Source organism: Citrobacter sp. wls619, from assembly GCF_005281345.1.
Lineage (GTDB): Bacteria > Pseudomonadota > Gammaproteobacteria > Enterobacterales > Enterobacteriaceae > Citrobacter.
In genome coordinates this window covers 36,698-61,928 of the sequence record NZ_SZXJ01000099.1, presented here as the reverse complement: position 1 = coordinate 61,928, position 25,231 = coordinate 36,698, and the positions used below count along the sequence as shown (strand labels likewise).

Annotated in this window: 22 protein-coding genes; 7 read left to right on the top strand and 15 right to left on the bottom strand. The window is 52.5% G+C overall.

The features are described 5' to 3' along the window. The first annotated feature begins 136 nt into the window (after nucleotides 1–136). Entirely contained in the window at nucleotides 137–1,063 is a 927-nt protein-coding gene (rlmF, locus tag FDX19_RS21545) for a 23S rRNA (adenine(1618)-N(6))-methyltransferase RlmF (protein ID WP_137384320.1), read from the top strand. Here rlmF and ybiO read toward each other — a convergent pair. The 6 genes from ybiO to rhtA form a co-directional block, all read right to left on the bottom strand. After that, complete coding sequence (gene ybiO, locus FDX19_RS21540; RefSeq protein WP_137384319.1) at nucleotides 1,060–3,297, bottom strand: mechanosensitive channel protein; 2,238 nt, start codon at nucleotides 3,295–3,297, stop codon at nucleotides 1,060–1,062. The genes rlmF and ybiO overlap by 4 nt on opposite strands. Before the next feature lie 120 nt (nucleotides 3,298–3,417). Beyond that, nucleotides 3,418–4,140 (bottom strand): glutamine ABC transporter ATP-binding protein GlnQ, encoded by a 723-nt coding sequence (gene glnQ / locus FDX19_RS21535; RefSeq protein ID WP_006685365.1) that lies wholly within the window; start codon nucleotides 4,138–4,140, stop codon nucleotides 3,418–3,420. After that, the gene (gene glnP, locus FDX19_RS21530; RefSeq protein ID WP_005123684.1) at nucleotides 4,137–4,796 is read right to left on the bottom strand and encodes a glutamine ABC transporter permease GlnP; all 660 of its coding nucleotides are present in this window, start codon (nucleotides 4,794–4,796) and stop codon (nucleotides 4,137–4,139) included. The genes glnQ and glnP overlap by 4 nt, the downstream gene beginning before the upstream one ends. A 133-nt stretch (nucleotides 4,797–4,929) precedes the next feature. Continuing rightward, nucleotides 4,930–5,676, bottom strand: a complete 747-nt coding sequence (gene glnH / locus FDX19_RS21525; protein ID WP_005123681.1) for a glutamine ABC transporter substrate-binding protein GlnH — start codon at nucleotides 5,674–5,676, stop codon at nucleotides 4,930–4,932. A gap of 364 nt (nucleotides 5,677–6,040) precedes the next feature. Continuing rightward, nucleotides 6,041–6,544 carry a DNA starvation/stationary phase protection protein Dps gene (dps, locus tag FDX19_RS21520; RefSeq protein ID WP_005123679.1) on the bottom strand — a complete coding sequence of 168 codons (504 nt, stop codon included), beginning with the start codon at nucleotides 6,542–6,544 and terminating at the stop codon, nucleotides 6,041–6,043. 303 nt (nucleotides 6,545–6,847) lie between these two features. Next, on the bottom strand, nucleotides 6,848–7,735 hold the full coding sequence (gene rhtA / locus FDX19_RS21515; RefSeq protein ID WP_137384318.1) for a threonine/homoserine exporter RhtA: 888 nt from the start codon (nucleotides 7,733–7,735) through the stop codon (nucleotides 6,848–6,850). A 411-nt stretch (nucleotides 7,736–8,146) separates the two neighbouring features. Here rhtA and ompX point away from each other — a divergent pair, with 411 nt between their 5' ends. Then, entirely contained in the window at nucleotides 8,147–8,662 is a 516-nt protein-coding gene (ompX, locus tag FDX19_RS21510) for an outer membrane protein OmpX (RefSeq protein ID WP_048212190.1), read from the top strand. 153 nt (nucleotides 8,663–8,815) lie between these two features. Here ompX and FDX19_RS21505 read toward each other — a convergent pair whose 3' ends face one another. Then, nucleotides 8,816–10,396: a phosphoethanolamine transferase gene (locus FDX19_RS21505; protein WP_137384370.1), complete on the bottom strand. Its 1,581-nt coding sequence runs from the start codon at nucleotides 10,394–10,396 to the stop codon at nucleotides 8,816–8,818. Nucleotides 10,397–10,671: 275 nt separating this feature from the next. Continuing rightward, the gene (mntS, locus tag FDX19_RS21500) at nucleotides 10,672–10,800 is read right to left on the bottom strand and encodes a manganase accumulation protein MntS (protein WP_137384317.1); all 129 of its coding nucleotides are present in this window, start codon (nucleotides 10,798–10,800) and stop codon (nucleotides 10,672–10,674) included. Between the two features lie 186 nt (nucleotides 10,801–10,986). On the opposite strand from mntS, the gene mntR reads away from it, so the two are divergent. After that, nucleotides 10,987–11,460 (top strand): manganese-binding transcriptional regulator MntR, encoded by a 474-nt coding sequence (gene mntR / locus FDX19_RS21495; RefSeq protein ID WP_003831586.1) that lies wholly within the window; start codon nucleotides 10,987–10,989, stop codon nucleotides 11,458–11,460. Next, the gene (locus FDX19_RS21490) at nucleotides 11,457–12,566 is read left to right on the top strand and encodes an anion transporter (RefSeq protein ID WP_137384316.1); all 1,110 of its coding nucleotides are present in this window, start codon (nucleotides 11,457–11,459) and stop codon (nucleotides 12,564–12,566) included. Before mntR ends, FDX19_RS21490 begins: the two co-directional genes overlap by 4 nt. 94 nt (nucleotides 12,567–12,660) lie before the next feature. Here FDX19_RS21490 and ldtB read toward each other — a convergent pair whose 3' ends face one another. Next, nucleotides 12,661–13,581 (bottom strand): L,D-transpeptidase, encoded by a 921-nt coding sequence (gene ldtB / locus FDX19_RS21485; RefSeq protein WP_137384315.1) that lies wholly within the window; start codon nucleotides 13,579–13,581, stop codon nucleotides 12,661–12,663. A gap of 228 nt (nucleotides 13,582–13,809) precedes the next feature. Here ldtB and FDX19_RS21480 point away from each other — a divergent pair, with 228 nt between their 5' ends. Then, the gene (locus tag FDX19_RS21480) at nucleotides 13,810–15,402 is read left to right on the top strand and encodes an ABC-F family ATPase (RefSeq protein WP_137384314.1); all 1,593 of its coding nucleotides are present in this window, start codon (nucleotides 13,810–13,812) and stop codon (nucleotides 15,400–15,402) included. Nucleotides 15,403–15,543: 141 nt separating this feature from the next. On the opposite strand, the gene FDX19_RS21475 is transcribed toward FDX19_RS21480, so the two are convergent. The 4 genes from FDX19_RS21475 to FDX19_RS21460 all read right to left on the bottom strand — a co-directional run bounded on the left by FDX19_RS21475 (nucleotide 15,544) and on the right by FDX19_RS21460 (nucleotide 21,333). After that, nucleotides 15,544–16,806, bottom strand: coding sequence for a DUF1479 domain-containing protein (locus tag FDX19_RS21475; RefSeq protein ID WP_137384313.1), 1,263 nt, complete (start codon nucleotides 16,804–16,806; stop codon nucleotides 15,544–15,546). A 148-nt stretch (nucleotides 16,807–16,954) separates the two neighbouring features. After that, nucleotides 16,955–17,770 carry a Cof-type HAD-IIB family hydrolase gene (locus tag FDX19_RS21470; RefSeq protein WP_137384312.1) on the bottom strand — a complete coding sequence of 272 codons (816 nt, stop codon included), beginning with the start codon at nucleotides 17,768–17,770 and terminating at the stop codon, nucleotides 16,955–16,957. 225 nt (nucleotides 17,771–17,995) lie between these two features. After that, a complete protein-coding gene (locus FDX19_RS21465; RefSeq protein WP_137384311.1) occupies nucleotides 17,996–20,428 on the bottom strand; it encodes a glycyl radical protein in 2,433 nt (810 codons plus the stop codon). 5 nt (nucleotides 20,429–20,433) lie between these two features. Next, entirely contained in the window at nucleotides 20,434–21,333 is a 900-nt protein-coding gene (locus FDX19_RS21460; protein WP_137384310.1) for a glycyl-radical enzyme activating protein, read from the bottom strand. A 132-nt stretch (nucleotides 21,334–21,465) separates the two neighbouring features. Here FDX19_RS21460 and fsa point away from each other — a divergent pair, with 132 nt between their 5' ends. After that, nucleotides 21,466–22,128, top strand: coding sequence for a fructose-6-phosphate aldolase (fsa, locus tag FDX19_RS21455; protein WP_137384309.1), 663 nt, complete (start codon nucleotides 21,466–21,468; stop codon nucleotides 22,126–22,128). A gap of 86 nt (nucleotides 22,129–22,214) precedes the next feature. Here the strand turns inward: fsa and moeB are convergent, their stop codons facing one another. Then, the gene (moeB, locus tag FDX19_RS21450; RefSeq protein WP_137384308.1) at nucleotides 22,215–22,964 is read right to left on the bottom strand and encodes a molybdopterin-synthase adenylyltransferase MoeB; all 750 of its coding nucleotides are present in this window, start codon (nucleotides 22,962–22,964) and stop codon (nucleotides 22,215–22,217) included. Then, nucleotides 22,964–24,199: a molybdopterin molybdotransferase MoeA gene (gene moeA / locus FDX19_RS21445; protein ID WP_137384307.1), complete on the bottom strand. Its 1,236-nt coding sequence runs from the start codon at nucleotides 24,197–24,199 to the stop codon at nucleotides 22,964–22,966. The genes moeB and moeA overlap by 1 nt, the downstream gene beginning before the upstream one ends. Before the next feature lie 175 nt (nucleotides 24,200–24,374). On the opposite strand from moeA, the gene FDX19_RS21440 reads away from it, so the two are divergent. Further along, nucleotides 24,375–25,163 carry an aminoglycoside adenylyltransferase family protein gene (locus FDX19_RS21440; protein WP_137384306.1) on the top strand — a complete coding sequence of 263 codons (789 nt, stop codon included), beginning with the start codon at nucleotides 24,375–24,377 and terminating at the stop codon, nucleotides 25,161–25,163. Nucleotides 25,164–25,231 lie beyond the last annotated feature (68 nt).

Sequence of the window (25,231 nt, the reverse complement as noted above, 5' to 3'; positions counted from 1 at the left end):
TGCCGCAAAAAATCGACCAACAACAGGCTGTTTTTTGAACGATGCCATTCGCATAAAAAATGAAATTTCCCTGCAGTGTATGTTTACCCCGTGGCGTTATGCGGGTATCTTACGCCGCTGTTAAAAGGAGAATGCTATGCCCCCCCAGAAACCGGGATTACATCCACGCAACCGCCACAATGGCCGTTATGATCTTGCGACGTTATGCCAGGTTACCCCCGAGCTGACGCAATATCTCATCCTCACGCCAGGCGGCGAGCAGAGTGTTGATTTCGCGAATCCGCAGGCAGTTAAGGCGCTCAATAAAGCACTGCTGGCGCATTATTATGCGGTGGCAAACTGGGATATCCCGGAAGGTTTCCTGTGCCCGCCGGTTCCGGGTCGTGCGGACTACATTCACCATCTGGCTGACCTGTTGGGTGAAACCACCGGAACCATCCCTGCAAATGCCAGCGTGCTGGATGTTGGGGTAGGGGCGAACTGCATTTATCCACTGATCGGCGTGCATGAATACGGCTGGCGTTTTACCGGCAGCGAAACCAGTAGCGAAGCGTTTAGCAGCGCTCAGGCAATCATCAATGGCAACCCTGGCTTAACCCGGGCGATTCGTCTGCGTCGTCAGAAAGATGCTTCGGCTATCTTCAACGGCATTATTCACAAGAATGAGCAGTACGAAGCTACGTTGTGTAATCCGCCATTCCATGATTCTGCTGCCTCTGCCCGTGCCGGAAGCGAGCGCAAACGCCGCAATCTGGGGCAAGACAAAGATGATGCGCTGAACTTTGGCGGCCAGCAGCAGGAGCTGTGGTGCGAAGGAGGTGAAGTGGCGTTCATCAGGAAAATGATCGCAGAAAGCCAGGCCTTTGGTCGTCAGGTGATGTGGTTCACCACGCTGGTATCGCGGGGTGAGAATCTGCCTCCGTTGTACTATGCGTTAACCGATGCTGGCGCGGTGAAAGTGGTTAAAAAAGAGATGGCCCAGGGGCAAAAGCAGAGTCGCTTTATTGCCTGGACCTTTATGGATAACGATCAGCGTCGTCGTTTTATGGCGCGTCAACGCTAAATCGTGGGCTCGCTCGGCGGCAGCGGTTCTGCTGCCGTTGATTGTGGGCCTGGCACCGGTGCAGGCAGTACCTGATAGGTCTGTACCGGGGGGCGCACGTTGGCCAGATCGAAGTGTTTTTTCACCTCGCTGTCGAGCGCAAAACGTACCGTCCACTGCTTCAGCGGCAGGGTAGTAAACGAGACCCGCAAGGTGAATGCCGTATTGGTCAAACCGACAATCCCGGCGAATGACGGCTCGCCAATGATAAGCCCATGAATATCATCCTTTTCCATCACCGCAGCGACTGCATCCTTCAGCGCCTGATTGGCTTTATCCGCATCTTCATGACGGTCGACGTCGTAATTTGCAACGACCGATCCGATCCCACGGACGAAGTTGGCGAAGGTCGTTATCGAGGACCACGGGATGATGTGGTATGCCCCTGTGTCCTGGCGTACCCCAACAGAGCGGATCGACATGCGTTCGACCGTGCCGGTTAACGGGCCGATAGTGACCAGATCGCCGGTATTCATGCCGTTTTCAAACTGGATAAATATCCCAGTAATAATATCTTTCACCAGTGTCTGTGATCCGAAAGAGATCGCCAGCCCCAGCGCGCCGGCCCCGGCCAGTAATGGAGCGATATTGACGCCAATCTCTGACAATACAATCATGATTGTGATGGTACTGATGATCACTGCCAGCGCGTTGCGAAATAGCGTCAACAGCGTACGAGTCCGCGCACTGGGCAGCGGACGACCGTGAATATCTGAAGCCAGGCGGTTTTCAATCAGGCTGGCAAGGATAGTCCAACCGATAGCAGAGAAGAAGAGAATCAGTGCGATGCGGATCAGAATATCGACCGTTTTTTCGCCCGCGCCGTAATGCAGCCAGTTCCAGAAGTCGAACAGTCCCCAGGCGTTGAGTAGCAACATAACGGCGACACACACCGTCAGGATCCTGGCCACGCTTAACGCCGTTGACAGCCAGCCATTTAGTCGCTTCTGTAATTCCGGATAGCTGCGCTGCGTGTGCGGCGACAAGGTAATGGTTTTGGCAATCCAGCGGGATAGCATGCCGGATACAAAGGCGGCGATCCCGATGATCACCAGGCTGCGTAACGTTGCGCCCATCATGAATTTCAGGCTATTGCCCGGATCAAAGAGTGAGAAAAAGAACAACACAATGAAATAGGTGCTGGCCAGCCAATGCCAGACCAGCGCAAAAGCACGGATAAACAAGCTAAAGAAGGCTAAAGAGCGTGCGGCAAGATTCTGTAAGTGCTGGGTAATCTCATTCTTGTTTCTGAAAATCAGGTACAGCGCCCACAGCGTGATGCACAGCATGATGATGACGTTAGCCATTGCGCCGACCTGTACGTTGACCTGGTTCGAAATAATGGGAACCGCCACAATAAGCCCGTAACCAATCAGACTGCTTAATGAACTCAGACGCCGGTTCCAGTAGCGTGCGCCTGCATCCTGAATGTTAAATGGTCGCAGCTCTGTCACCGCCGGGCAAAAAATCAGGCGCAAAATGGCCTTAAAAAATTCAATCAGTGCGAAGGCATTGAGAAACAAGCTCTGCTGGAATGCAATCGTGCGGCTACCGGCATTCATTCGATCACTCAATATCTGCCCGACAAACAGGGTGAGCGCCAGCAGCAGTAAATCGACAATGAACGCGCCAACGATCATGGCGGGAAGCTGTAACCAGTTACTGCGCTCGCGGTTTTTCCGTCGCGCCCACTGCCCCATTTTGCGATACAGCGGCAGTGCGCAAAGCCGTATCAGCCAGTAAAAGCCAAAAACAGATACCGCCAGCATAAGGAAATGGGTCAGGGCATTCGAGAATGTTTGTGGATTAAAGGTTTTGTGGGGGGCGTCAGTAATGTTGCGATACAGCTGGGCAAAGCGGCTTGAGAGAGCCTCGCCATAATGACGGCTGATATCCGTGACATTCTCCAGCACCGTTTTTTCTTCCGTTAACGTTGGTGGGACAATGGTGGGCACCGGTTCGGGAGGTGGCGTGGCCGCCACTTTGCGCAATTGACCGATCAGCTCCTGGCGTGAACTCTCATTTTCCAGCACATCCGCCAGTGCGCCATAGGCCGCCTTTTTTTGTTCGATATCGGGTTCTGTCGTGGGGCCAGTTTGCGGGCTGGTTGAGGCCGGGGAGGGAACGCCGGGTATCGTTACCGCGTGAGTCGGCATGCTCAGAAGACAAAAGAAGATGAACAGGAACCAGCGCATCACTCCTCCCATGAGAAAACAAATTCAAAAGGATAAGTATAGATGTCAGGGCGGGAGAGGATTGAAATGAGAGGATTCTGGTGAAAAACCTCCCTTCCGGCTGAAGGGAGGTATCAGGCATCAGGAAACGTGCTGCAAAAATTCCTGCAAACGCTGGCTGGGTGGATTTTCAATCAGGGCTTGCGGATTACCATCTTCGGCAATACGTCCTTTATCGATGAAAATCAGGCGTGAGGCTACTTTTTCGGCGAAGCCAATTTCGTGAGTCACAATCACCATGGTCATCCCTTCTTCTGCCAGGTCCTGCATGACTTTCAGAACCTCATGACGCAGTTCCGGGTCCAGCGCCGAGGTTGGCTCGTCAAACAGCATCATTTTCGGCTTCACCGCCAGCGCACGGGCAATGGCAACACGCTGCTGCTGACCGCCGGAAAGCTCAGAAGGGTAGTGGTGGGCACGCTCGGCCAGACCGACTTTTGCCAGCAGCTCTTTAGCCAGTTTTTCCGCCTGTTCTTTATTCGCCCCACGTACGCGTAGCGGGCCAAACATGACGTTTTCCAGCGCGGTCAGATGGGGGAACAGATAGAACTGCTGAAACACCATTCCGGCTTCCTGGCGGATTAACCGTTCATCGACCTTGGGATCGTTGACTTTCAGACCGTCAACAATCAGGTCACCGGAGGTAATTTCTTCCAGCTTGTTAATGCAGCGCAGCAGCGTAGATTTACCGGAGCCAGATGGCCCGATAATCACCACGACTTCACCTTGTTTAATATTCAGATCGATGTTGTGTAGCACCTGGGTTGGACCAAAGTGCTTAGAAACGTTTTTAAATTCAATCACAGGATTTTCATCCTTCTTTCCAGACGACGCAGAATGAAGCTCAGCACCAGCGTAATGATCAGATAGAACACCGCAACGGCGCTCCAGATTTCCAGGGCGCGGAAGTTACCCGCAATGATTTCCTGACCCTGGCGCGTCAGTTCAGCGACGCCAATGACGATAAACAGCGAGGTATCTTTGATGCTGATGATCCACTGGTTGCCCAGTGGTGGCAGCATACGACGCAGCGCAAGAGGTAAAATAACGTGGCGGATGGTCTCCGTGCGAGAAAGTCCAAGCGCCAGGCCAGCCTCGCTGAATCCTTTGTGGATTGAGAGTACCGCGCCACGCGTGATTTCCGCGATATAGGCACCGGAGTTAATCATGATGGTGACAACAGCGGCGCTGAAGGGGTCAATACGTAAATCGTTAAACGCCATTGGCAGGGCGAAGTAGATAAACATGACCTGTACAACGATTGGCGTACCGCGGATGACTTCGATAAAGACCAGCGCTACATGGTTGGCTATCCAACCGCCGAAGGTACGCGCAAAACCCGCTGCAAGCCCGATAATCAGCCCGCCGGCCAGACCGAGGATTGAAATCCACAGAGTCATTTTGGCGCCTTCTATCAAAAGCGGGATGGCGGGCCAGATGGCACTCCAGTCAAACTGCATATGTCGTTCCTGTTACCGTGGTGAAAAGAGTCAAATGCCCGTTTTACCGGATGTACTTATCCGGCCTACAGGTCTCAAAAATGCTGGCGCAGACCCGGTAAGCATCACGTTACCGGGCCTGTGCTGTAGATTATTATTTAGGTTCAGTACCGAACCATTTTTTGTAGATTTCGTTGTAAGTACCGTTCTCTTTCAGCGTTTTCAGCGCGCCGTTCACTTTCTCACGCAGTGCATCGCTGCCTTTCGGGAAGGCGATACCGTACTGCTGGGCTTCCAGGGAATCACCTACAGCTTTGAACTGACCGTTGCCCGCAGTCTTGATGAAATACAGAATGTTTGGCGTATCGTGCAGTACCGCGTCTGCGCGGTTGGTACCCAGTTCCATATACGCGTTATCAATGTTCGGGAACTGACGCAGGTCTTTGGTTTTGATGTTCGCTTTTGCGTAATCCACTGAGCCGGTACCGCCCTTCACTGCGACGACTTTACCGTCCAGATCTTTTACGCTTTTCACATCGTTATTGTTCGCTTTGACCATCACTAACAGGCCGCTTTTGTAGTAGCCGTCAGAGAAGTCGATGGCTTTTTTACGCTCTTCGGTAATGGTGATACCTGCCAGCGCCAAATCGACGTTTTTAGTTTGCAGGGCCGGGATGATGCCGCTGAAATCCATAGGTTTCAGTTCATAATCCAGCTTTAGTTCTTTGGCGACGGCAGCCCACAGATCCACATCAAAACCAACGTATTTGTCGCCCTGTTTGAATTCAAAGGGAACAAAGGCGGTGTCAGTTGCGACAACGAGTTTCTTATCTGCGGCATGGGAGGACACCGCAAAAGCCAGGGTAAGTGCAGCCAGTGAAACTTTTAATACAGACTTCATAGGATTTCCTTTTATATCCACGGGGCGATCCCCTGCGAGAACATATGGCTTAATGAAAAAATCGTGCCAATTTTGCAACTCATTGTTTTAAAAAGAGGGCGTCTCATTTTGTTGCACAATAAGTAGGGCAAAGTGGGCTGTTTGCACCATTTTGGGGCACTCATTTGGTGCATGACGGGCGCGGTGCAAACGGTATGACTATTTAGCGTAAAAATTGTTGATAAAACAATCTTTCGTTAACGATTGTGTGAAGTGATTATTACAAATAATTTACTTTGAAGTGACGAACGATCAATGTTATGCACCATAGAAGTGCAAAACCCCCGCAAATGCGAGGGTAATATAGGTATTTCTTATAAGTCTGTTATTCGATATTCGCTTCGATAAACCACAAGAATTTGTCGAGGTCACGGGAAGCCGCAGTGAAGATATCTGCTGTATCCTCATCTTTTGCTTCACTTATCGCTTTACGTACGCTGTTAGCAACCACGGCATAACGTTCAGCCAGCTCTTTTAAGTGGTCCTGTACGTTATGGATATCCAGCGGGTAGCTTTTCAGTGGCGTTTTGCTGTTAATCACCTGCGTTGTCCCCAGTGCCACACCACCTAACTGTACGGCACGCTCAGCCATGGTATCGAGGTGATCGGTCAGTGCAGTCCGGAAACCATCCAGCATTTCATGTACGGCAATGAAGTTTGCGCCGCGCATATTCCAGTGTGCCTGTTTGGTGATCAGTGACAGGTCGATGAATTGGATCACCTGCTGATTCAGCAGTTCAACGGTCGCTTTTTTATCGCTGTCTGTTACATCGTTGCGGGTATAAAGGAGGGCAGATGCTTTTGTTTTTACCAGTTTTGCGGTACTCATAATTTCATATCCTCTTGATGTTTACGTCCCAAATCTTCAACGAGGATAAGTATAGCGCTAATTTCAGTTTTATTTTTCCGGTGTTACCTATCACTTTAATAGTGAGGCGAATGTAAATATAAAAAACAAATATAAATCAATATGATAAGTTATTTTAGTGCGGCGAATTGTTATTATTGTGTTAATGCTATGCCTCAGCATAAATAGCATGCTTCAATGCAGAGGTCGAGGGTGATAATAATAGTGGGGATAGATAACAAGATATTCTGCATGATTATGCAAACCATGCAGAATATTGGCAGGTTAATTCACGTCAACTTGCTTAATTTGCGGGTCTTTGCGGATGGTGAGCGTAGAGCCCATTGACGCAGCAATAATCGCGCCCAGAGCCAGCGTCTGGATAAACGTCAGCGTTTCCCCGAGGAAAATCATCCCAGACACCGCCGCCAGTGCAGGCTCCATACTCATCAGTGTCCCAAAGGTACGTGTAGGCAGTCGCGTTAATGCGATCATTTCCAGCGAATAGGGGAGCGCAGTGGAGAGGACCGCTACCGCTAAGCCCAATGGAAGAATCGACCAATGCCACAGGGCATCACCTGCCTGAATGGCGCCAATCGGCACGAAAACCAGCGCGGCGATTAATGAGCCAACGGCGACCGTTGCCGGACCATGCTCTGCGCCTGCGCGTTGCCCGGTAAGAATATAGATAGCCCAGCAGGCACCGGCCCCCAATGCCAGCGCGGCACCGGTTAAATCAACGTGAGAAACGTCCTGACCTAACGGCAGCAGGAACCACAGTCCGAGCACGGCCAGCGCAACCCAGATAAAATCCACCGGGCGTCGGGAGGAAAACAACGCCACCGCAAGCGGGCCGGTAAATTCCAGCGCTACGGCAATACCCAGCGGTACAGTCTGAATTGACAGGTAAAAGAGATAGTTCATCCCACCCAGAGACAAACCATAAAACAGCAGGGGAAGACGTTGCGCTTTGGCAAAACGTAAACGCCAGGGTTTAAAGAATGCGATAAGGATGAGCGTTCCCAGCGCGAGGCGCAGGGCGGTAACGCCTGGCGCACCGACGAGAGGGAACAGCGATTTCGCCAGCGATGCGCCGCTTTGAATAGAGGACATAGCTATCAGCAAAACCAAAATAGGCAACCAGACTGGCGCTTTACGTGACGACCCCGGCATCCTTTCTCCTGTCAAATGATGGTTACACACCTTCCCCCACAGGACGCCGCAGATTTACTGCGATGCGCGTGAGTTTGTGTATAGAAAAGTAAAACAGCGAGTGTAATGGAAATACGCTCGGCTGGTTGAGTATTCGTTGAAAAAAAAATTACTGAGATCCGTACAATGGTATGAAAACGATGGATTAATAATCTGCGCGATTAGGAATCATCTGGATGAATGTGCCGTGTTGTGCGCGCAATAATGGCATAAATCATTAGAAAAGTGATGTTAATTGAAAGAGATAGCGGGTTTCTGAAACGTTCTGTTACATGAAAAGATCCGTTAGACATCGCGAATCGCAAAGAGTTTCCCATCAGTTTTTGGTATATTTAAAACTTAAGATTTACTTGAAGCACATTTGAGGTGGTTATGAAAAAAATTGCATGTCTTTCAGCACTGGCCGCTGTTCTGGCTTTCTCCGCAGGTACCGCTGTAGCTGCTACTTCTACCGTTACGGGTGGTTACGCTCAGAGCGATGCTCAGGGCGCAGCGAACAAAATGAACGGTTTCAACCTGAAGTATCGTTATGAGCAGGACAACAGCCCGCTGGGCGTGATCGGTTCCTTCACTTACACTGAAAAAGATCGTACCGACTCGTTTGGCGATTACAACAAAACCCAATACTACGGCATCACTGCAGGTCCAGCTTACCGTCTGAATGACTGGGCAAGCGTCTACGGTGTTGTAGGTGTTGGCTACGGTAAATTCCAGGATGCAGCAACGCCTGCTGACAAACACGACACCAGCGACTACGGTTTCTCTTACGGTGCCGGTGTGCAGTTCAACCCGATCGAAAACGTTGCTCTGGACTTCTCTTACGAGCAGAGCCGTATTCGTAGCGTTGACGTAGGTACCTGGATCGCGGGTGTTGGTTACCGCTTCTAATCACTTCGGTGATATAAAAAATCCGCCTTCTGGGCGGATTTTTTTTGCCTGCAATACAGGAAGGCGTGTCGTTGAAGGCCTGATAAGCACAGCGCATCAGGCATTGTTACGTGCCGGATAGCGGCAAAATACCTTATCCGGCCTGGAAGGAGACTATTTGGTCTCGAAGATATCGGTGCCCAAATGGTTGTAGTCCACCTTCTGCAATTTAAAGTTGGTGATATACACTGGCCCGGCTTTTTTCTCAGAGATAAAGCGGTAGCTGTTGGTAATTTCCTTTGCGCTGATCCCCGTCCACTGTGAGAAAAAACTCAGGAAATCATTCGCCGAGCGGCGGGCTTTAATCACCCGATGCGCTTTGTCATCGCTGGACAGTACCATAAAGGGCACCTGGAAGTTCTGCTGGAACTGGTCGTCATGGGCCAGGTACTGCACCTCTTTTCCGCGCTCTTTAAAGGCGAGGCCATGATCGGAGAAATAGACCATGGAGAAGCTACTGCCGCTGTTACGCAACTGCTCGTAAAGCTGGCGCAGTAGATCGTCGGTTTGCGTCATGGTGTACAGATAACAGGAGGTCTCTTTCGACTGGACGAACGTGTCATATTTCCCTTGAGTACGATCGCAGGCCTGCGGGTGAGAACCCATTAAATGCAGCACAATCAGTTGCGGCTGGGTGCGTTCGGTGGCCAGCACCTGAGCGGTCATTTTCAACAAGGCTTCATCACGGGTGTTTTTATCGGCTTCGAAGTCACCGTTTTTCAGGAAGTGCACTTCGTCGGCCCGTTTCGCGATGCTGGCTATTGCCGTATCGTATTCACCGATCTGCCCCTGATTGGAAAACCACCACGTCTGGAACCCAGCGCGGTTGGCCAGCGTGACAAAGTTATCCTGGAACTGAGGCTTATTCTCGACGACCCGGTTTAGCGTTAAGCCGAGCGATTTTTGCGTGGAGCCGCTGGCGGCAATGTAATCAGCAAAAATGTAGCCATTAACGGTGCTGGAAAACGGCGTGTTATCCCAGTGACCGCCAAACGCGCCTAACGCATCACGTCGGGCACTTTCACCGATGACCACAACATAGGTGTGATATTTCGGTTTCACGGCGGTTACCGTCCAGCTGTCTTTTACGCTCGACAGCTTAGCCATGCGCTCTTGCTCGTCGAGCACTTCGTTATTGTTGACGATAACGTCCTTGGCAAAGCGGAAAACCGGGTAACCGGTATCTTTTAACTTGAAAACGCCGCCCCATGCCAGGTTTTGTACCGGAGTAACAAAGAATGCAACGATGCTGAACAGCAAGCACAGGCTGTCGTACTTGTTCCAGCGACGTTTCTGCTCGTCTTTTTTACGCCGTACGGCGATAACGCCGAGCGCAAAAATAAACACGCCAACCAGGTAATTGTACCAGGGGAAGATGGTCAGGATTTCGGTCGACTCTTCCATGTTGGTCGAGTGCAGCGCCAACAACGTATTAAAGTTTGGCGAGCCGTAAGCCTGGCCGAATGGGAAATACATCGCTGCAATCAGCGAACAGATGCCAATCAGTGTTTTTTGCGCGCGCGGCGCAGTACGCCACAACAGCATCAATACACAGGTAAAGGCAACGCTATAAAGAAGGCTTAGTGGGTAGCCCAGCGCGAGGTTGATCAGCAGAGACTGTAAAAAATAAAAGCCAGTCCACGGACTCATAGCCCGGCTACGAGCAATAAGTGAATCTTTGAGGGTTAAATTCATATGCCACTGTTGCAAAAACGCCATGTGCTACCCCTGGCGCAAAGGGTCATGCCTGCCTGAGAGAGCGAGAAGAGGGAATGGGTCCGCATCCGCGAGCCGCAATATATGCAGGGCTGCGAAAAGATAGAGTGTGTGCATGAGAAGGTCAACTACTACAAAGAAATTGTTTTGAGAGGGCAACTGCAAAACAGACAAAAAGAAGGGTTATTCGGACGAAACCTATCACCGTAATCAGGTTACGGCAACGAAATGAAGCGGCGTACCGCGACGCCGCATTATTTTGCTGAGGGTTTATCCTGCTCTGGTTTGCCGTTAATCATGTCACACAGCATAGAGATCAGCATCAACCGTACTTTAAAGGGAGAGTGGCTAAACACGCGTATACACCTCTTAAATTCATTCATATAAACCTCCTGACTTCACGATCCCATCAGTCCTTGAGGGATGTCTTTATTATATACAGATATAGCACAGGCTATATTATATAGCTATTGCTAAAACGTTAATTTTTTGTGCCCGCGCAACTCTGGTTTACAATGAGCCTTCTCTAATCAGATGCTGTTAACGCGTCACAGGAACGAGGAAGCAGAATGAGTCGTCGCGCAGGTATGCCAACAACAAAAAAAGTGACGCAATTGGTGAATGTCGAAGAACACGTTGAAGGATTTCGTCAGGTCCGCGAGGCGCATCGCCGTGAACTGATTGATGACTACGTAGAGCTGATTTCCGATCTCATTATCGAGGTGGGTGAGGCGCGGCAGGTGGATATGGCCGCCCGTCTTGGGGTTTCCCAGCCGACGGTTGCCAAAATGCTTAAGCGCCTCGCCTCCGTTGGGTTGATTGAAATGATCCCCTGGCGTGGGGTGTTTTTAACCGCTGAAGGTGAGCGTCTGGCGCAGGAGAGCCGGGAACGCCATCAGATTGTGGAAAATTTCCTGCTGATGTTAGGTATCAGCCCGGAAATTGCTCGTCGCGATGCGGAGGGAATGGAGCATCATGTCAGTAAGGAAACGCTGGAGGCTTTTAGTCGGTTTACGCAACAGCAAGGAACAGGCTCTGAATGAGTTTTCCTCTTCTTCGCGCCTTACAACGCGATCGTTTTTTCCAGCTGTTAATCCTCATCGGGGCTATTCTGAGCCTGTTTGTGCCATTTACACCCCGGGCCTGGCCTGGGGCCATTGACTGGCACACCATTATTACCCTGAGCGGCCTGATGCTGCTAACCAAAGGCGTGGAGCTAAGCGGTTACTTTGATGTATTAGGGCGCAAGATGACCCGCCGCTTCCACACGGAGCGCCAACTGGCGATATTTATGGTGCTGGCGGCGGCGCTGCTGTCGACCTTTCTGACCAACGATGTCGCCTTATTTATTGTGGTTCCCCTCACCATTACCCTGAAAAAACTGTGCGCCATCCCGGTAAACCGTCTCATTATCTTTGAGGCGCTGGCGGTGAACGCCGGTTCGTTGCTTACCCCCATCGGAAACCCGCAAAATATTTTAATGTGGGGGCGCTCTGGCCTGTCATTTACTGCGTTTACCTGGCAAATGGCGCCGCTTGCGGGGGCCATGATGCTGACGTTGCTGGTGCTGTGCTGGTTCAGTTTCCCACATAAAACACTACACTATCATAGCGGTACGCGCGCGCCTGACTGGCAACCGCGCCTGGTGTGGAGCTGTCTGGCGCTGTATATCGCCTTTCTGACGGCACTGGAGCTCAAGCTTGAGCTGTGGGGCCTGGCGATTGTGGCGACAGGGTTCATGATCTTGGCTCGTCGTGTGATCTTAAGCGTGGACTGGACGTTGCTGCTGGTGTTTATGGCGATGTTTATTGATGTGCATTTGCTGACGCAGTTACCGGCGTTACACGGAATAACCAGTCAGATTGGCACGCTTTCAGCACCAGGGCTCTGGTTGACGGCAATCGGCTTGTCGCAGTTTATCAGTAACGTTCCCAGCACGATTTTGTTGCTCAACTATGTTCCGCCGACGCTATTGTTGGCCTGGGCAGTTAATATCGGTGGGTTTGGCCTGTTGCCGGGGTCGCTGGCGAATCTGATTGCTTTACGCATGGCAAATGACCGACGCATTTGGTGGCGTTTTCATCTGTACTCGGTGCCGATGCTGATATGGGCGGCGCTGGTGGGGTATGGTTTATTGCTGTTGATGTAATTGATGTGGTGTGCCGGATGGCGGCTGGCGCCTAATCCGGCCTACTGCGTTGGTAGGCCCGAAAAGCGTAGCGCCATCGGGCATGTATAGCAGATTAGTTCAGACGAACCGGCATACCAGAGCGGTTCTGTACCGCCTGCTCAACGACCGCCTGATCGACGTCAGACTGACCGGTGATGCTGGTAATGCTCTTGTTCAGCGTAATCGGTACGATTTCGCCACCTTCGAACTGCTCTTCAGTGGTAGACAGTGGGTTATGTACCTCAATGTAACGGCTACCGTCTGGTTCAGTGGTGGCTTTCACTGGCTCATCGATAAACTGGACGCGCGTACCGACCGGCACGTTTTCAAACAGGAACTTGATGTCATCGTTACGCAGACGCACGCAGCCGTGGCTGACGCGTAAGCCGACGCCGAAGTTAGCGTTGGTACCGTGGATAGCATACAGACGGCCGATATACAGCGCGTACAGGCCCATCGGGTTATCCGGACCCGCCGGAACAACGGCTGGCAGCGGTTCGCCCGCAGCACGGTATTCCGCATGCATTTTAGCGGTTGGCGTCCAGGTTGGGCCCGCTTTCTTACGTTCAACTTTGGTGGTCCAGTTGATAGGGGTGTCTTTACCTAACTGCCCGATACCGATCGGCAGAACGATGACGGTGTTGGTACCTTTCGGGTAGTAGTACAGACGCATTTCGGCGCTGTTAATCACAATACCTTCATGCACGGTATCCGGCAGGATCAGCTGCTGAGGAATGTTCAGTACGGTGCCGCCTTTCGGCAGGAAGGTATCCACGCCCGGGTTAGCTTCCAGCATGTTGGACAGACCCATCTGGTACTCTGCCGCATAGTATTCCAGCGGCTGGGTGTTGCCTTCAGGGATGGTGATAACCTGGTTTTGGCCAATTAAGCGACTACCATCGGTAGGCAGCGGGTACGTGACGGCTGAAGCAGTGTTACAAAAACCAACTACCGCGAGCGCCGCCGCGAAAAGCGTTGTCAATTTCATATTCATTTTTGCGAGATTCTGAAGCCAAGCAGGCTAGTGGGTTGAGATTTATGTAGTGTTGGGCACGCATTATATGTGCATTCTGAGCAACAAGGAATTCGGATGTGTACTAAATCACATTTTTTTCCTTTTGCTTTCACTTTATCTGTGCAGCATGAACGGCGCGATCTTATTGCAGACTTATGGCATAATAAGCGGTTTGTCACATATTTCTTTCTCTTTCAGGATAAGCCCGTGTTAGTTTCCAGCAACGTCACTATGCAGTTCGGCAGTAAGCCGCTGTTTGAAAATATTTCCGTCAAATTTGGCGGCGGCAATCGTTACGGCCTGATTGGCGCGAACGGTAGCGGTAAATCCACCTTTATGAAAATTCTCGGCGGCGACCTCGAACCGACGCTGGGTAACGTTTCACTCGATCCGAACGAACGCATTGGTAAGCTGCGTCAGGATCAGTTCGCCTTTGAAGAGTTCACCGTTCTCGACACCGTTATTATGGGTCATGCTGAACTGTGGGAAGTGAAGCAGGAACGCGACCGTATCTACGGCCTGGCCGAGATGAGCGAAGAAGACGGCTATAAAGTGGCTGACCTCGAAGTTCAGTATGGCGAAATGGACGGCTACTCTGCGGAAGCGCGTGCGGGTGAACTGCTGCTGGGCGTCGGTATTCCGGTAGAACAGCATTACGGCCCGATGAGCGAAGTCGCACCCGGCTGGAAACTGCGTGTCCTTCTGGCACAGGCGCTGTTCTCTAACCCGGACATTCTGCTGCTCGACGAACCAACGAACAACCTGGATATCGACACCATCCGCTGGCTGGAGCAGACGCTGAACGAGCGTGACAGCACCATGATCATCATTTCGCACGACCGTCACTTCCTGAACATGGTCTGCACGCACATGGCGGATCTGGACTACGGCGAACTGCGCGTTTATCCGGGCAACTACGACGAATACATGACGGCGGCGACTCAGGCTCGTGAGCGTCTGCTGGCTGATAACGCCAAGAAAAAAGCACAGATTGCCGATCTGCAATCCTTCGTCAGCCGCTTTAGCGCCAACGCATCTAAATCTCGACAGGCGACTTCTCGTGCGCGTCAGATCGATAAGATTAAGCTCGACGAAGTGAAAGCCTCCAGCCGTCAGAACCCGTTCATCCGCTTCGAACAGGATAAGAAACTGTTCCGTAACGCGCTGGAAGTGGAAGCCCTGACTAAAGGATTCGAGGAAGGCCCGCTGTTTAAAAACTTTAATCTGCTGCTGGAAGTGGGAGAGAAGGTTGCCATCATTGGTGCCAACGGCGTGGGTAAATCCACCATGCTGAAAACGTTGGTCGGCGATTTGCAGCCGGACAACGGTACCGTTAAGTGGTCTGAAAACGCCCAGGTCGGTTACTACGCGCAGGATCATGAATACGAGTTCGAAAACGATCTGACCGTTTTCGAATGGATGAGCCAGTGGAAACAGGAAGGCGATGATGAGCAGGTTGTGCGCAGCTTCCTCGGTCGTCTGCTGTTCAGTCAGGATGACATCAAGAAGCCTGCCAAGGTGCTCTCCGGTGGTGAAAAAGGGCGCATGTTGTTCGGTAAGCTGATGATGCAGAAACCGAATATCCTGGTTATGGATGAACCAACCAACCACCTGGATATGGAATCAATCGAATCGCTGAACATGGCACTGGAAATGTATCAGGGTACGCTGATCTTCGTTTCTCACGACCGTGAGTTCGTCAGTTCGCTGGCAACCCGTGTGATTGAAATTACGCCGGAACGCGTGATCGACTTCACCGGGAACTACGAAGATTATCTGCGGACTAAAGGCGTCGAATAATTTTCCCGTCGTCTTCGCGTTACAGGTGTGTTGACTGCACCTGTTCACCCCGGTCACTGACTTCTGTAAGTGACCGGGGTGAACAGGCTGGCCGCCTTCCTGTAACGCGAAATACTTTGGGAAAATGGTGTAAGTTATAAATTAAACAATCCCCAGCGCGCGTTTACCGTGGATATTTAAATCCTCCAGCGTAAAACGGCCTTCCCAGTTTGTTTCATAATCCTCACGCGGGAAATCACCCGGTGATGCGCCTTTTTCCAGGGCCGCCTTCACTTTATGGGCGTAGGCCAGATTCTTTTCACACATCGGTGCGGCAGGGATGTACATTACGTTGCCCCAACCCTGCTGATTTTCCACCGGCGCGACGGCGTGAATCACATCACAATGCCACCACACTGAATCTCCGGCCTCCAGTTGTGGAATGCTGGTTAACGCCTCCATCAGTAGTGGGTGCCATTGCTCTGACACCGGCAACACTCTGCCGGGCGCGACGCCGCACAGCTCATCTTCCGGGACATCGTCCAGCAAGGGACGCAACAGTACATACGCCATCGCTTCCGGAATAGGGACCACGTGCAACAATCCCTGACCTGGCAGCATATCGGACAGTGCCGTCCAGCCCTGGAAGGTACGGAAGACTGAACATTTGGTGGTGTTATCCACCGTGTACTCTTCTACCTCGGTGCGATGCGCTGCCTGCCATGGATCGTAATCTTCAGGTTTACCGTTGAAAACATGAGCAAAAACTTGCTGATATGCCGGGAGAAGCCAGCGTTCCAGCGCGCCGGAATCCGTGTGCGCGCCCAGCCCTTTGGACGTCGTTCCCGGTGGGCGACGGCGTATCCGGTCAGGGTAGATAACGCTGACATCCGGGTTAAACCACTGCTTACCGTTACTTTCAAACGTCCATAAGCGATTGAGAAAGGACTGTGCCGTGGCCATTTCTTCACTCTGACGGGCCTGCATTTGCGCCTGTGACCAGTAGATCGGATAGATCTCTGGACGCGATGCGCTCAGGGTACCGAAGAAATTATCACCGGGTCCTTTGTAAACGTCGTCAAAATGGTTGCGGTCCAGATAGTCCAGCATTGACCGATCCCAACCCAGAGCCTGTTCGCGAGGGAAATGGCCTTTAATCACCGCGCATCCGCGCCGCTTAATTTCTTCACGCTGCGCTGCACTCACGCGACCCGCTCTGATATCCGCATAAGACAACACCGGCCAGACCGCAGAACCTTGCGCTCTGAGGGCGTTGATTTCCGCCACGCGGCTGGCAATGCCCTCACTAAGTTGATTGAAAATCAACTGGACGTCCCCGAGCTGTGCCCGCAGCTGCTGCTTCATCTGACGGATTGCCGCTTTGTGGTCGGCGGGCAATGTGTCGCTGGTAAAAGTAAAAGCCATAACCACCTCGCATAACTTTCATTTGAAACTTATTTAACTTACAAGTGCAATATAAGTTAAAAATAAGTTAATGCAAGTTTAAAAACTTGATGGCGTGCACGGAATGCAAAAACGGTGAGAACCGGAGCAGGTACTCCGGTTGGCAGGATCAGGCGTTAAAAGGCGAAGTGTTATCCAGCACGGCCTGAATCACGTTCAGTGCACCCTGATGGTTATTATCGTCGGTCTGATAGCGGGCAATAAATTTGATGTTCTCGGCTGCATTAGCCATGGCGAAAGAGTAGTGCGCCATTTTCAACATTTCCGCATCGTTGCCACTATCTCCGATGGCGACGACGTTTTGTGGTGACAGGTTCCAGCGTTTTAGCAGGCGGCTGATACCGTTGGCTTTATGTAAACCTGGAATAATCAGATCGATAAACCCAAAGCCGCTGGTGACGGGTTTCATAATACCGTCGAGAGCAGTATGCAGGTGATCGATAACCAGCGGGATTTGCTGATCGGGCAGATTCAGCGAGAACTTGAACAATACATCGTCGATGTCCTGATAATCCTTCACGGGTTGCAGGCGATGGTAGTGTTTTGACATCAACGCCACAAAAGACTCTGGGGCATTTTCACTAACGTAGGCGCTTTGCAGGCCACAAGCCACAAAATTGAGCTGCTTATCTTTTAGCAGTTCACCAATCACAATTTGCGATTCATGGCGCGTCAGTTCGCCGTGAAACAGCTGTTTACCATGCTCAAACACCAATGCGCCGTTCTCGGCGACAAAAGAGATCTCATCTTTGAGTTCCGGGAAAAAAGAGATGAGCTGGTAATACTGGTTGCCGCTGGCCACGACAAATTCAATGTTGCGTTTTTTCAGTTCCTGATACTGCGCCATAAATCGTACGCGATCGTACTTTTTGGCGTCATCGAGAAACGTTCCGTCCATATCAGTGACGATAACGTTGATGGTCATACTGGCTCCTGGCTCATAACTGCGACCAGAAATATTTTAATAACAATGTGACCTGAAGCACAAATTTAATTTCGAATGAAAGTTCCCCCCCCGTCTTTCACGCCACAGGTGCGTGAAAGACGGGGGGGCTGTCGTTGTAGGCCGGATAAGCGTCAGCGCATCCGGCAATGGGGAGGCTAGCGTGCCGGATGGCGGTGTGGACTCTCATCCGGCCGACAATATTGTTTACAGCATATGTTCAGTACGGGCGATAATGTCGTCCTGCGCATCCGGAGACAGCGCAGTGAAGAAAGCGGAATAGCCTGCGACACGCACCACCAGGTCACGGTACTGATCCGGGTGTTTTTTCGCGTCCAGCAACGTTTCACGAGACACGATGTTGTACTGAATATGCCAGCCTTTGTGCTCTTCAAAGAAGGTCCGCAGCAGGATCATCAGCTTTTGTTTATCGGATTCATTTTCCAGCGTGGCCGGATTGAGCTTCTGATTTAACAGCACGCCGCCGAGAATCGAACCGGTCGGCAGTTTACCCACCGAACCAATTACCGCCGTTGGGCCGAGATGGTCCGTACCGGAAGCCGGGCTTGCGCCTTCTGCCAGCGGAGTGTGTGCTTTACGGCCATCCGGCGTTGCCATCGTTGCTGCGCCGAACGGCACGTTTGCCGAAATAGACGAGGTCCCGGCGTAGTAATTGCCGCCAACCGGGCCACGTCCGTAACGCGGATTATGATACTGTTTCAGTTCATCGATATAGGTCTGATAAGCGCGGGCCAGTAGCGTATCAACACTATCGTCATCGTTGCCGTACTTTGGCGCACCGTTGATTAAACGCTGGCGCAACTGCTCATGGGTCAGACCCTCAAAATCGTCGGCCAGTGCGGCGGCCAGCTGTTGCTGACCGATTGTCCCCTGTTCAAAGACCAGTTTCTTCACTGCTGCCAGGCTGTTGCCGAGGTTGGCAATCCCGACCTGTAATCCGGATACCCAGTCGTACTTCGCGCCACCTTGCTTAATGCTTTTCGCCCGTTCAATACAATCGTCTACCAGTGCGGAACACAGAATGTCATGCACGTTCTCTTCCAGCATGGTGTCGACGACATACTCAATTTCGATGGATTTACGCGTGTAGTAGCGGATCTGCGTATCCCATGCTTCCATCACTTCGTCGAAATTGTTGAAGTTACCAGCCGAGAGCGCTTTTTCCTGTGGCAGGAACACCTTGCCACTGGTGGCATCGCGACCCCCTTCCAGCGCCGCCAGCATCACGCGGGCAAAGTTAATAAAGCTCATGCCGGTGCAACGGTAGCCCCATTTCCCGCCAACGGCGGTTTCGATACACCCAATGGCCGCATAGTCATAGGCGTCCTCGGGTTCAATGCCGAGTTTGATAAATTCCGGGATAACGATTTCATCGTTGTTAAAGGCTGGCATGCCAAAGCCGCAGCGGATCACCTGCACGCAGGCATCCAGGAAGTCATTACTCATCCCTGCGTGATAACGCACGCTCAGATTGGGCTGCGTAGAACGCAGGCGGCCGCAGGACTCCAGAATGGCGTAGGAAAGTGGATTAACGGCATCCACCGCCTGACCATTGACCAGATTCTGACCACCAATGGTGACGTTCTGATACAACGGGCTGCCCGCCGAGGCTTTCGAATGGGAGCCGGAACGGATTTTGTTCACTTCCAGCAGCTTCAACCAGCAGCTGTGCAGCAGCTCAATGGCGTGCTCGCGGTCGAGGCTCTGGTTCAGCTCAACGTCGCGACGGTAGAACGGATAGAGATATTGGTCCATTCGGCCAAACGATACTGAGTGACCGTTCGATTCAATTTGCAGGATCAGCTGAATGAAATAGCACAGTTGCAACGCCTGCCAGAAGGTTTTGGGCGGCTCATGGGCGATAACATCACAGTTTTCCGCCATGGTCAGCAGTTCATCACGACGGCTGGCGCGAGTTTCTGTGGACGCCATTTTACGTGCCAGCGCGGCAAAGCGCTCAATGTGCAGACTGACGGCTTCCAGCACGATATCTATCGCTTTCAGGAACTGATCGCCATGGAGGTCTTCCAGACATGTCAGATTGATGCGGGAACGGCGCTCATCAACTTTGTGGCGCAGGCCGTCGAGACCTTTTTCCAGCAGCAGCGGGAAGTTTACCGCCAGGTGTGCGTCGCCGGAGGTCATGTTACCTTCGGCTTTGATAATGCCGGTTTCCAGCAGACTTTTTTGCTCGTCGGTAAACATCCCGTAGCAGCGATCCTGCACGGTTTGACCACGCCACCATGGGCATACCTCATGCAATACACGTTTGTTCTCTTCGCTTACCGCAAAGCCTGCGCCCGGCCTGTCGGCGAGGTCGTCGATCTCTTTTTCAATCCAGGAGACGGTGTATTCCGGGAAGATAGGCGCAGCACGTACTTCACTCGCCTGGTTGCCAACGATCAGCTCGTCATGCTTAATCCAGATGGTACGTTCCGCCAGATGATGGGCCAGCGCCAGCGCGCGGCGAACCGGGATGGGTTTATCCAGATGCTGTTGGTACATCTCGGTATAGTGCTGGGCGCGCTCGGTACAAACCGGCGGCTTTACGATGTGGATCAGGGCCGTTTTATGCGCTTTGATACGGTCGCTGAGGGTGTCCAGTTTCAGTGTGGTCATGGCGATTATCCTCGTAGGGTCGCGGTTAAACCTTTAAGGCTGGCGTACTGCTGGGCAAATTCGAGCAGCGCAGGCGCATCAAGCGGTTTATCCGGTGCGTTGTAGGGTTGACTGAGTAAGTGGTATTTGTTGATGCCCAGGGTGTGATAGGGCAAAAAATGGATCTCATCGACGTGCAGTTCGTCGGCAGCAAAATCGGTAATGGCCTGAATATCTTCAGCGTTGGCATTGAATCCCTGAATCAGCGGTACGCGGATGATCATTTTTTTACCGGCGGCGGCCAGTTTTTTTAGATTTTCCAGTACGCGAGAGGCACGCCCATCGGTCCACTGTTTAAACGGGGCGTCGGCCACATGTTTTAAATCGGCCAGGAACAGGTCAACGTCAGGTAATGACGGCTCAATATACTTCCACGGAACATGTAGACACGTTTCTACCGCCGTATGAATGCCGACATCGTGGCTGGCTTTGAGCAACGCTGCCGCCAGCTCTGGCTGCATAAACGGTTCGCCGCCGGACAGGGTGAGCCCCCCTCCGCTGCGATCGTAAAACGGTTTGTCACGCAGGACGGTCGCCATGATCTCGTCCACGCTTTTTATCTCTCCGCAGACGGTCAGTGCCTGCGTCGGACAGCAGTGGGTCAGCGCCGTGATGGCCTCATCGGTCAGTTTTTCACGGTGAATAAGCAGGCCATTCAGCGCACGTTCAACCACTTCCGGTGCAGCCTGCGCACACAGATCGCAACCCTCGAGGCACAAACGCGCGTCATAGAGCAGATCCTGCGTGCGGGCGCGGCTTTCCGGATTCTGGCACCAGCGGCAGCCCAGTGAGCATCCTTTAAGGAACACCACGGTACGAATACCGGGGCCATCGTGAGTGGAATAGCGCTGAATATTAAAAATCATAAGCGGCCTCTTTTCTTTCGTATAAAGATTAAATTACTTTCGAATGAAAGTTATATTGACGTGCGTCAACTAACCGTGAGGTTTCGCCGTGCTACCTTTTATTCATGCTAATTATTCGGTTGAGGAAAGGTTATGGAACTCTATTTAGATACGTCTGACGTTGCGGCGGTAAAAGCGCTGGCGCGTGTTTTTCCGCTGGCGGGGGTGACAACCAATCCGAGCATTGTGGCGGCAGGTAAGCAGACGCTGGACGTGCTCCTGCCGCAATTGCAGGAAGCGATGGGAGGGCAAGGACGTCTGTTTGCTCAGGTAATGGCGACCACCGCCGAAGGTATGGTCAGCGATGCGCGTAAGCTACGGACGATTATTCCTGAGATTGTGGTGAAAGTGCCGGTCACAGCTGAAGGTCTGGCGGCGATTAAGCTGCTGAAGAAAGAAGGGATCCCGACGCTGGGTACCGCGGTATACGGTGCTGCTCAGGGGCTATTAGCTGCGCTGGCTGGCGCAGAGTATATTGCACCCTATGTTAATCGCGTGGATGCACAGGGGGGAGACGGCATTCAGACGGTGAACGCCCTGCAGCGCTTACTGAAAATGCATGCCCCGCACGCCAAAGTACTGGCCGCCAGTTTTAAAACCCCACGCCAGGCGCTGGACTGCCTGCTGGCGGGCTGCGAAGCCATTACGCTGCCGCTGGATGTCGCTCAGCAACTGATTAGCGCCCCGGCGGTTGATGCCGCTGTGGCGAAGTTTGAACACGACTGGCAGAGCGCGTTTGGGCGGACGTCTCTCTGATGCTGTTGCCGGGTGGCGCTAACGCTTACCCGGCCTGCGTTCGGGCCGTTGTAGGTCGGGTAAGGCGAAGCCGCCACCCGACTTTTTTACCGACTACAAACCTCACACCCTGGATTACGCATCAGCTTCATTTCGCGAAACTGGCAGGTCATGGCGTCATACATCACGATTTTACCGGATGCCGGTTTACCGTAGTTTGCCAGCAGCTTAATGGCTTCCATCGCCTGAAGTGAACCTATCACACCGATGAGAGGAGCCATTACACCCGCTTCTACACAGGTCAGGGCATTTTCACCGAACAGGCGGCTCAGGCAGCGATAGCAGGGCTCACCCTCCTGGTATGTGAAGACCGTAATTTGTCCTTCCATGCGGATTGCCGCGCCGGATACCAGCGGAATCTTTGCGGCGAAACAGCCGGCATTCAGCTGATTGCGGATACTGACGTTATCGGTGCAGTCCAGCACCAAATCGTGTTCGGCGATCAGCGCATGAATTGCGGTATCGTCGAGAAGGGCATTCACCGGCGTAATAGCGATATAAGGATTAATCCGCGCCAGCGCGTCGCGTGCCGACTCTACTTTTGGCTGGCCAACGGTTGCGTCACTATGCAACGTCTGGCGTTGCAGGTTTGAGACGGACACGGTGTCAAAGTCGAGCAGGGTTAACTGCCCGACGCCAGCGCCCGCCAGATACTGGGTGGCCGCACAACCGAGCCCGCCCAGACCCACGACCAGTACCCGTGCTTCTTTGAGCGCTTCCTGACCTTCAAAATCGAAGCCGCGCAGAATGATTTGCCGGTTATAGCGCATCATCTCCTGGTCGCTGAGTTCCGCCATTACAGGCCTCCAAACAGGGCGTTAAACGGCTCGACTTCTACCCACTCGCCAGCTTCAACGTTACCGCGATCGCGCTCCAGCACGATAAAGCAGTTGCCGAGGCTAAAGGAGCTAAAAATATGCGACCCCTGATGTCCGGTAGTGGTGACTTCCAGTTCGCCTTCTGCGGTACGCTGCAATACACCGCGCTGAAAATCCAGACGGCCAGGCGTTTTCTTCAGGCGTGATGCGGTGCGCACGCGCTGGCGTGGCGGCAGCCCGCAGGCGGTGTTACCGCTGAGTTTCGCCAGTAATGGTTGTACCAGTTGATAGAACGTGAGGGCCGCGGAGACCGGGTTTCCCGGCAGGCCGCAAAACCAGCTGTTGCTCAGTTTGCCGAAAGCGAACGGTTTACCCGGTTTGATGGCCAATTTCCAGAAGGCAATTTCTCCCAGCTCTTCCAGAATGGTTTTGGTGTAGTCTGCTTCACCCACCGACACGCCGCCGGAGCTGATGACAACATCGGCCTGGCTGTCGGCTTCGATAAATGCGGCGCGTAGCGCGTTAGGATCGTCGCGGATAATCCCTAAGTTGATCACTTCACAGCCCAACTGTTGCAGCATCAGGTGAACGGTCAGACGGTTGGTGTCATAAATCTGTCCGTCTCCCAGCGGCTGACCCGGCAGTTGCAGCTCATCGCCTGTAGAGAACAGCGCCACGCGGACTTTGCGAACGACCGGTACTTCGGCAATACCGAGCGAGGCCAGAACAGGAAGTTCTGCGGTTGTCAGACGAGTTCCGGCGGGGAATACCACCGCGCCGTTGGCGATATCTTCACCGCGCAGACGAATATTTTGTCCGCTGCGGACGTCGGCGGTAAAACGAATACCGTCGTCAGTTTGTTCAGTCTGCTCCTGCATGACGACGGCTTCACAACCGGCGGGTACCGGGGCGCCCGTCATAATTCTAATGCAGGTTCCCGCAGGCCATTCACCATGGAAAGGCTGACCGGCAAAAGCTTTGCCTGCCACAGCCAGAGGCTGATCAGATTGTAAATCGGCTAATCGCACCGCATAGCCATCCATTGCCGAGTTATCGAATCCCGGCACATCAATCGGGGAGACGACATCGGTGGCCAGAATGCGGCCAAAGCATTGAACCAGCGGCAGCGTTTCGACGGCGGTGAGTGGGGTAATACGCGAAAGCATCTGAGAGAGAGCCGTTTCAAGCGGCATCAGTCCGGCGGTAAATTCCATGTGAAGACTCCTGCGGGGCAAAATCGAATCCGGTTATTATGTCAGAAAATGGACGCGGACAGTATGCCACCTCAGGCTTAGGATCGGATCGGATAACGGTTTTCTGCCAGAGGATAGCGCTACAGGAAAAATGCCGTATAAACTCAATGATTCTGCTTTTTTCCCTGGGGGCTAAATGACTCATCATATTCCGGACGCCATTCGACGCCAGGCGGATGCCGCCAGTGCGCTCATCCGCCAGATTTTCGAGGGGAATCTGGTTGCCATTCATTTGTATGGTTCTGCAGTTGAAGGGGGATTAAAACCCCAAAGCGACGTCGATTTACTGGTTACCATCAGGCAACCGCTGGATACGCAGCAAAGAAAAGAATTGATGCAGGGTTTTCTGGAAATATCAGCCCCGCCGGGCAGTGCCGATAGCTATCGGGCGCTGGAAGTGACCGTTGTACTGTTCTCGCAGATTGTACCGTGGCGATTTCCACCAGCGAGAGAAATGCAGTTTGGTGAATGGTTGCGTGAAGATATCTGCGCTGGCGTGTATGAACCGGCGCAGGTGGATCCTGACCTTGCCATTCTGCTGACCCAGGCCCGGCGTGCCAGCGTACCGTTGTTCGGTAAACCCGCTGAGACATTATTTAACGTCATCCCTTTTAGCGATATCGTACAAACATTTCGACATATCCTGGATATGTGGCAGAAACCGGCCGATTTAGAAGGGGATGAGCGCAATATCATCCTTACTCTGGCGCGAATCTGGTATAGCGTCGTGACCGGTAATATTGTTGCTAAAGAGACGGCCGCATCCTGGCTGATACCGCAATTGCCCACTGAGCATGCCGCCACGCTGCAGGCTGCGCGTGCGGAGTATCTGGGGTTAACCACCGTGGATTGGGGCGTATCGATGCCGTCGGTTGAACGTTTTGTCGGGTACGCAAAAACACAGATTGCCGGGCTGCTGAAATAGTTTATCTAACCGCATCGGGAATAAGCCTGGCGTATTCGTGAACAACCGCCGCTTATTTTGCCGCTATC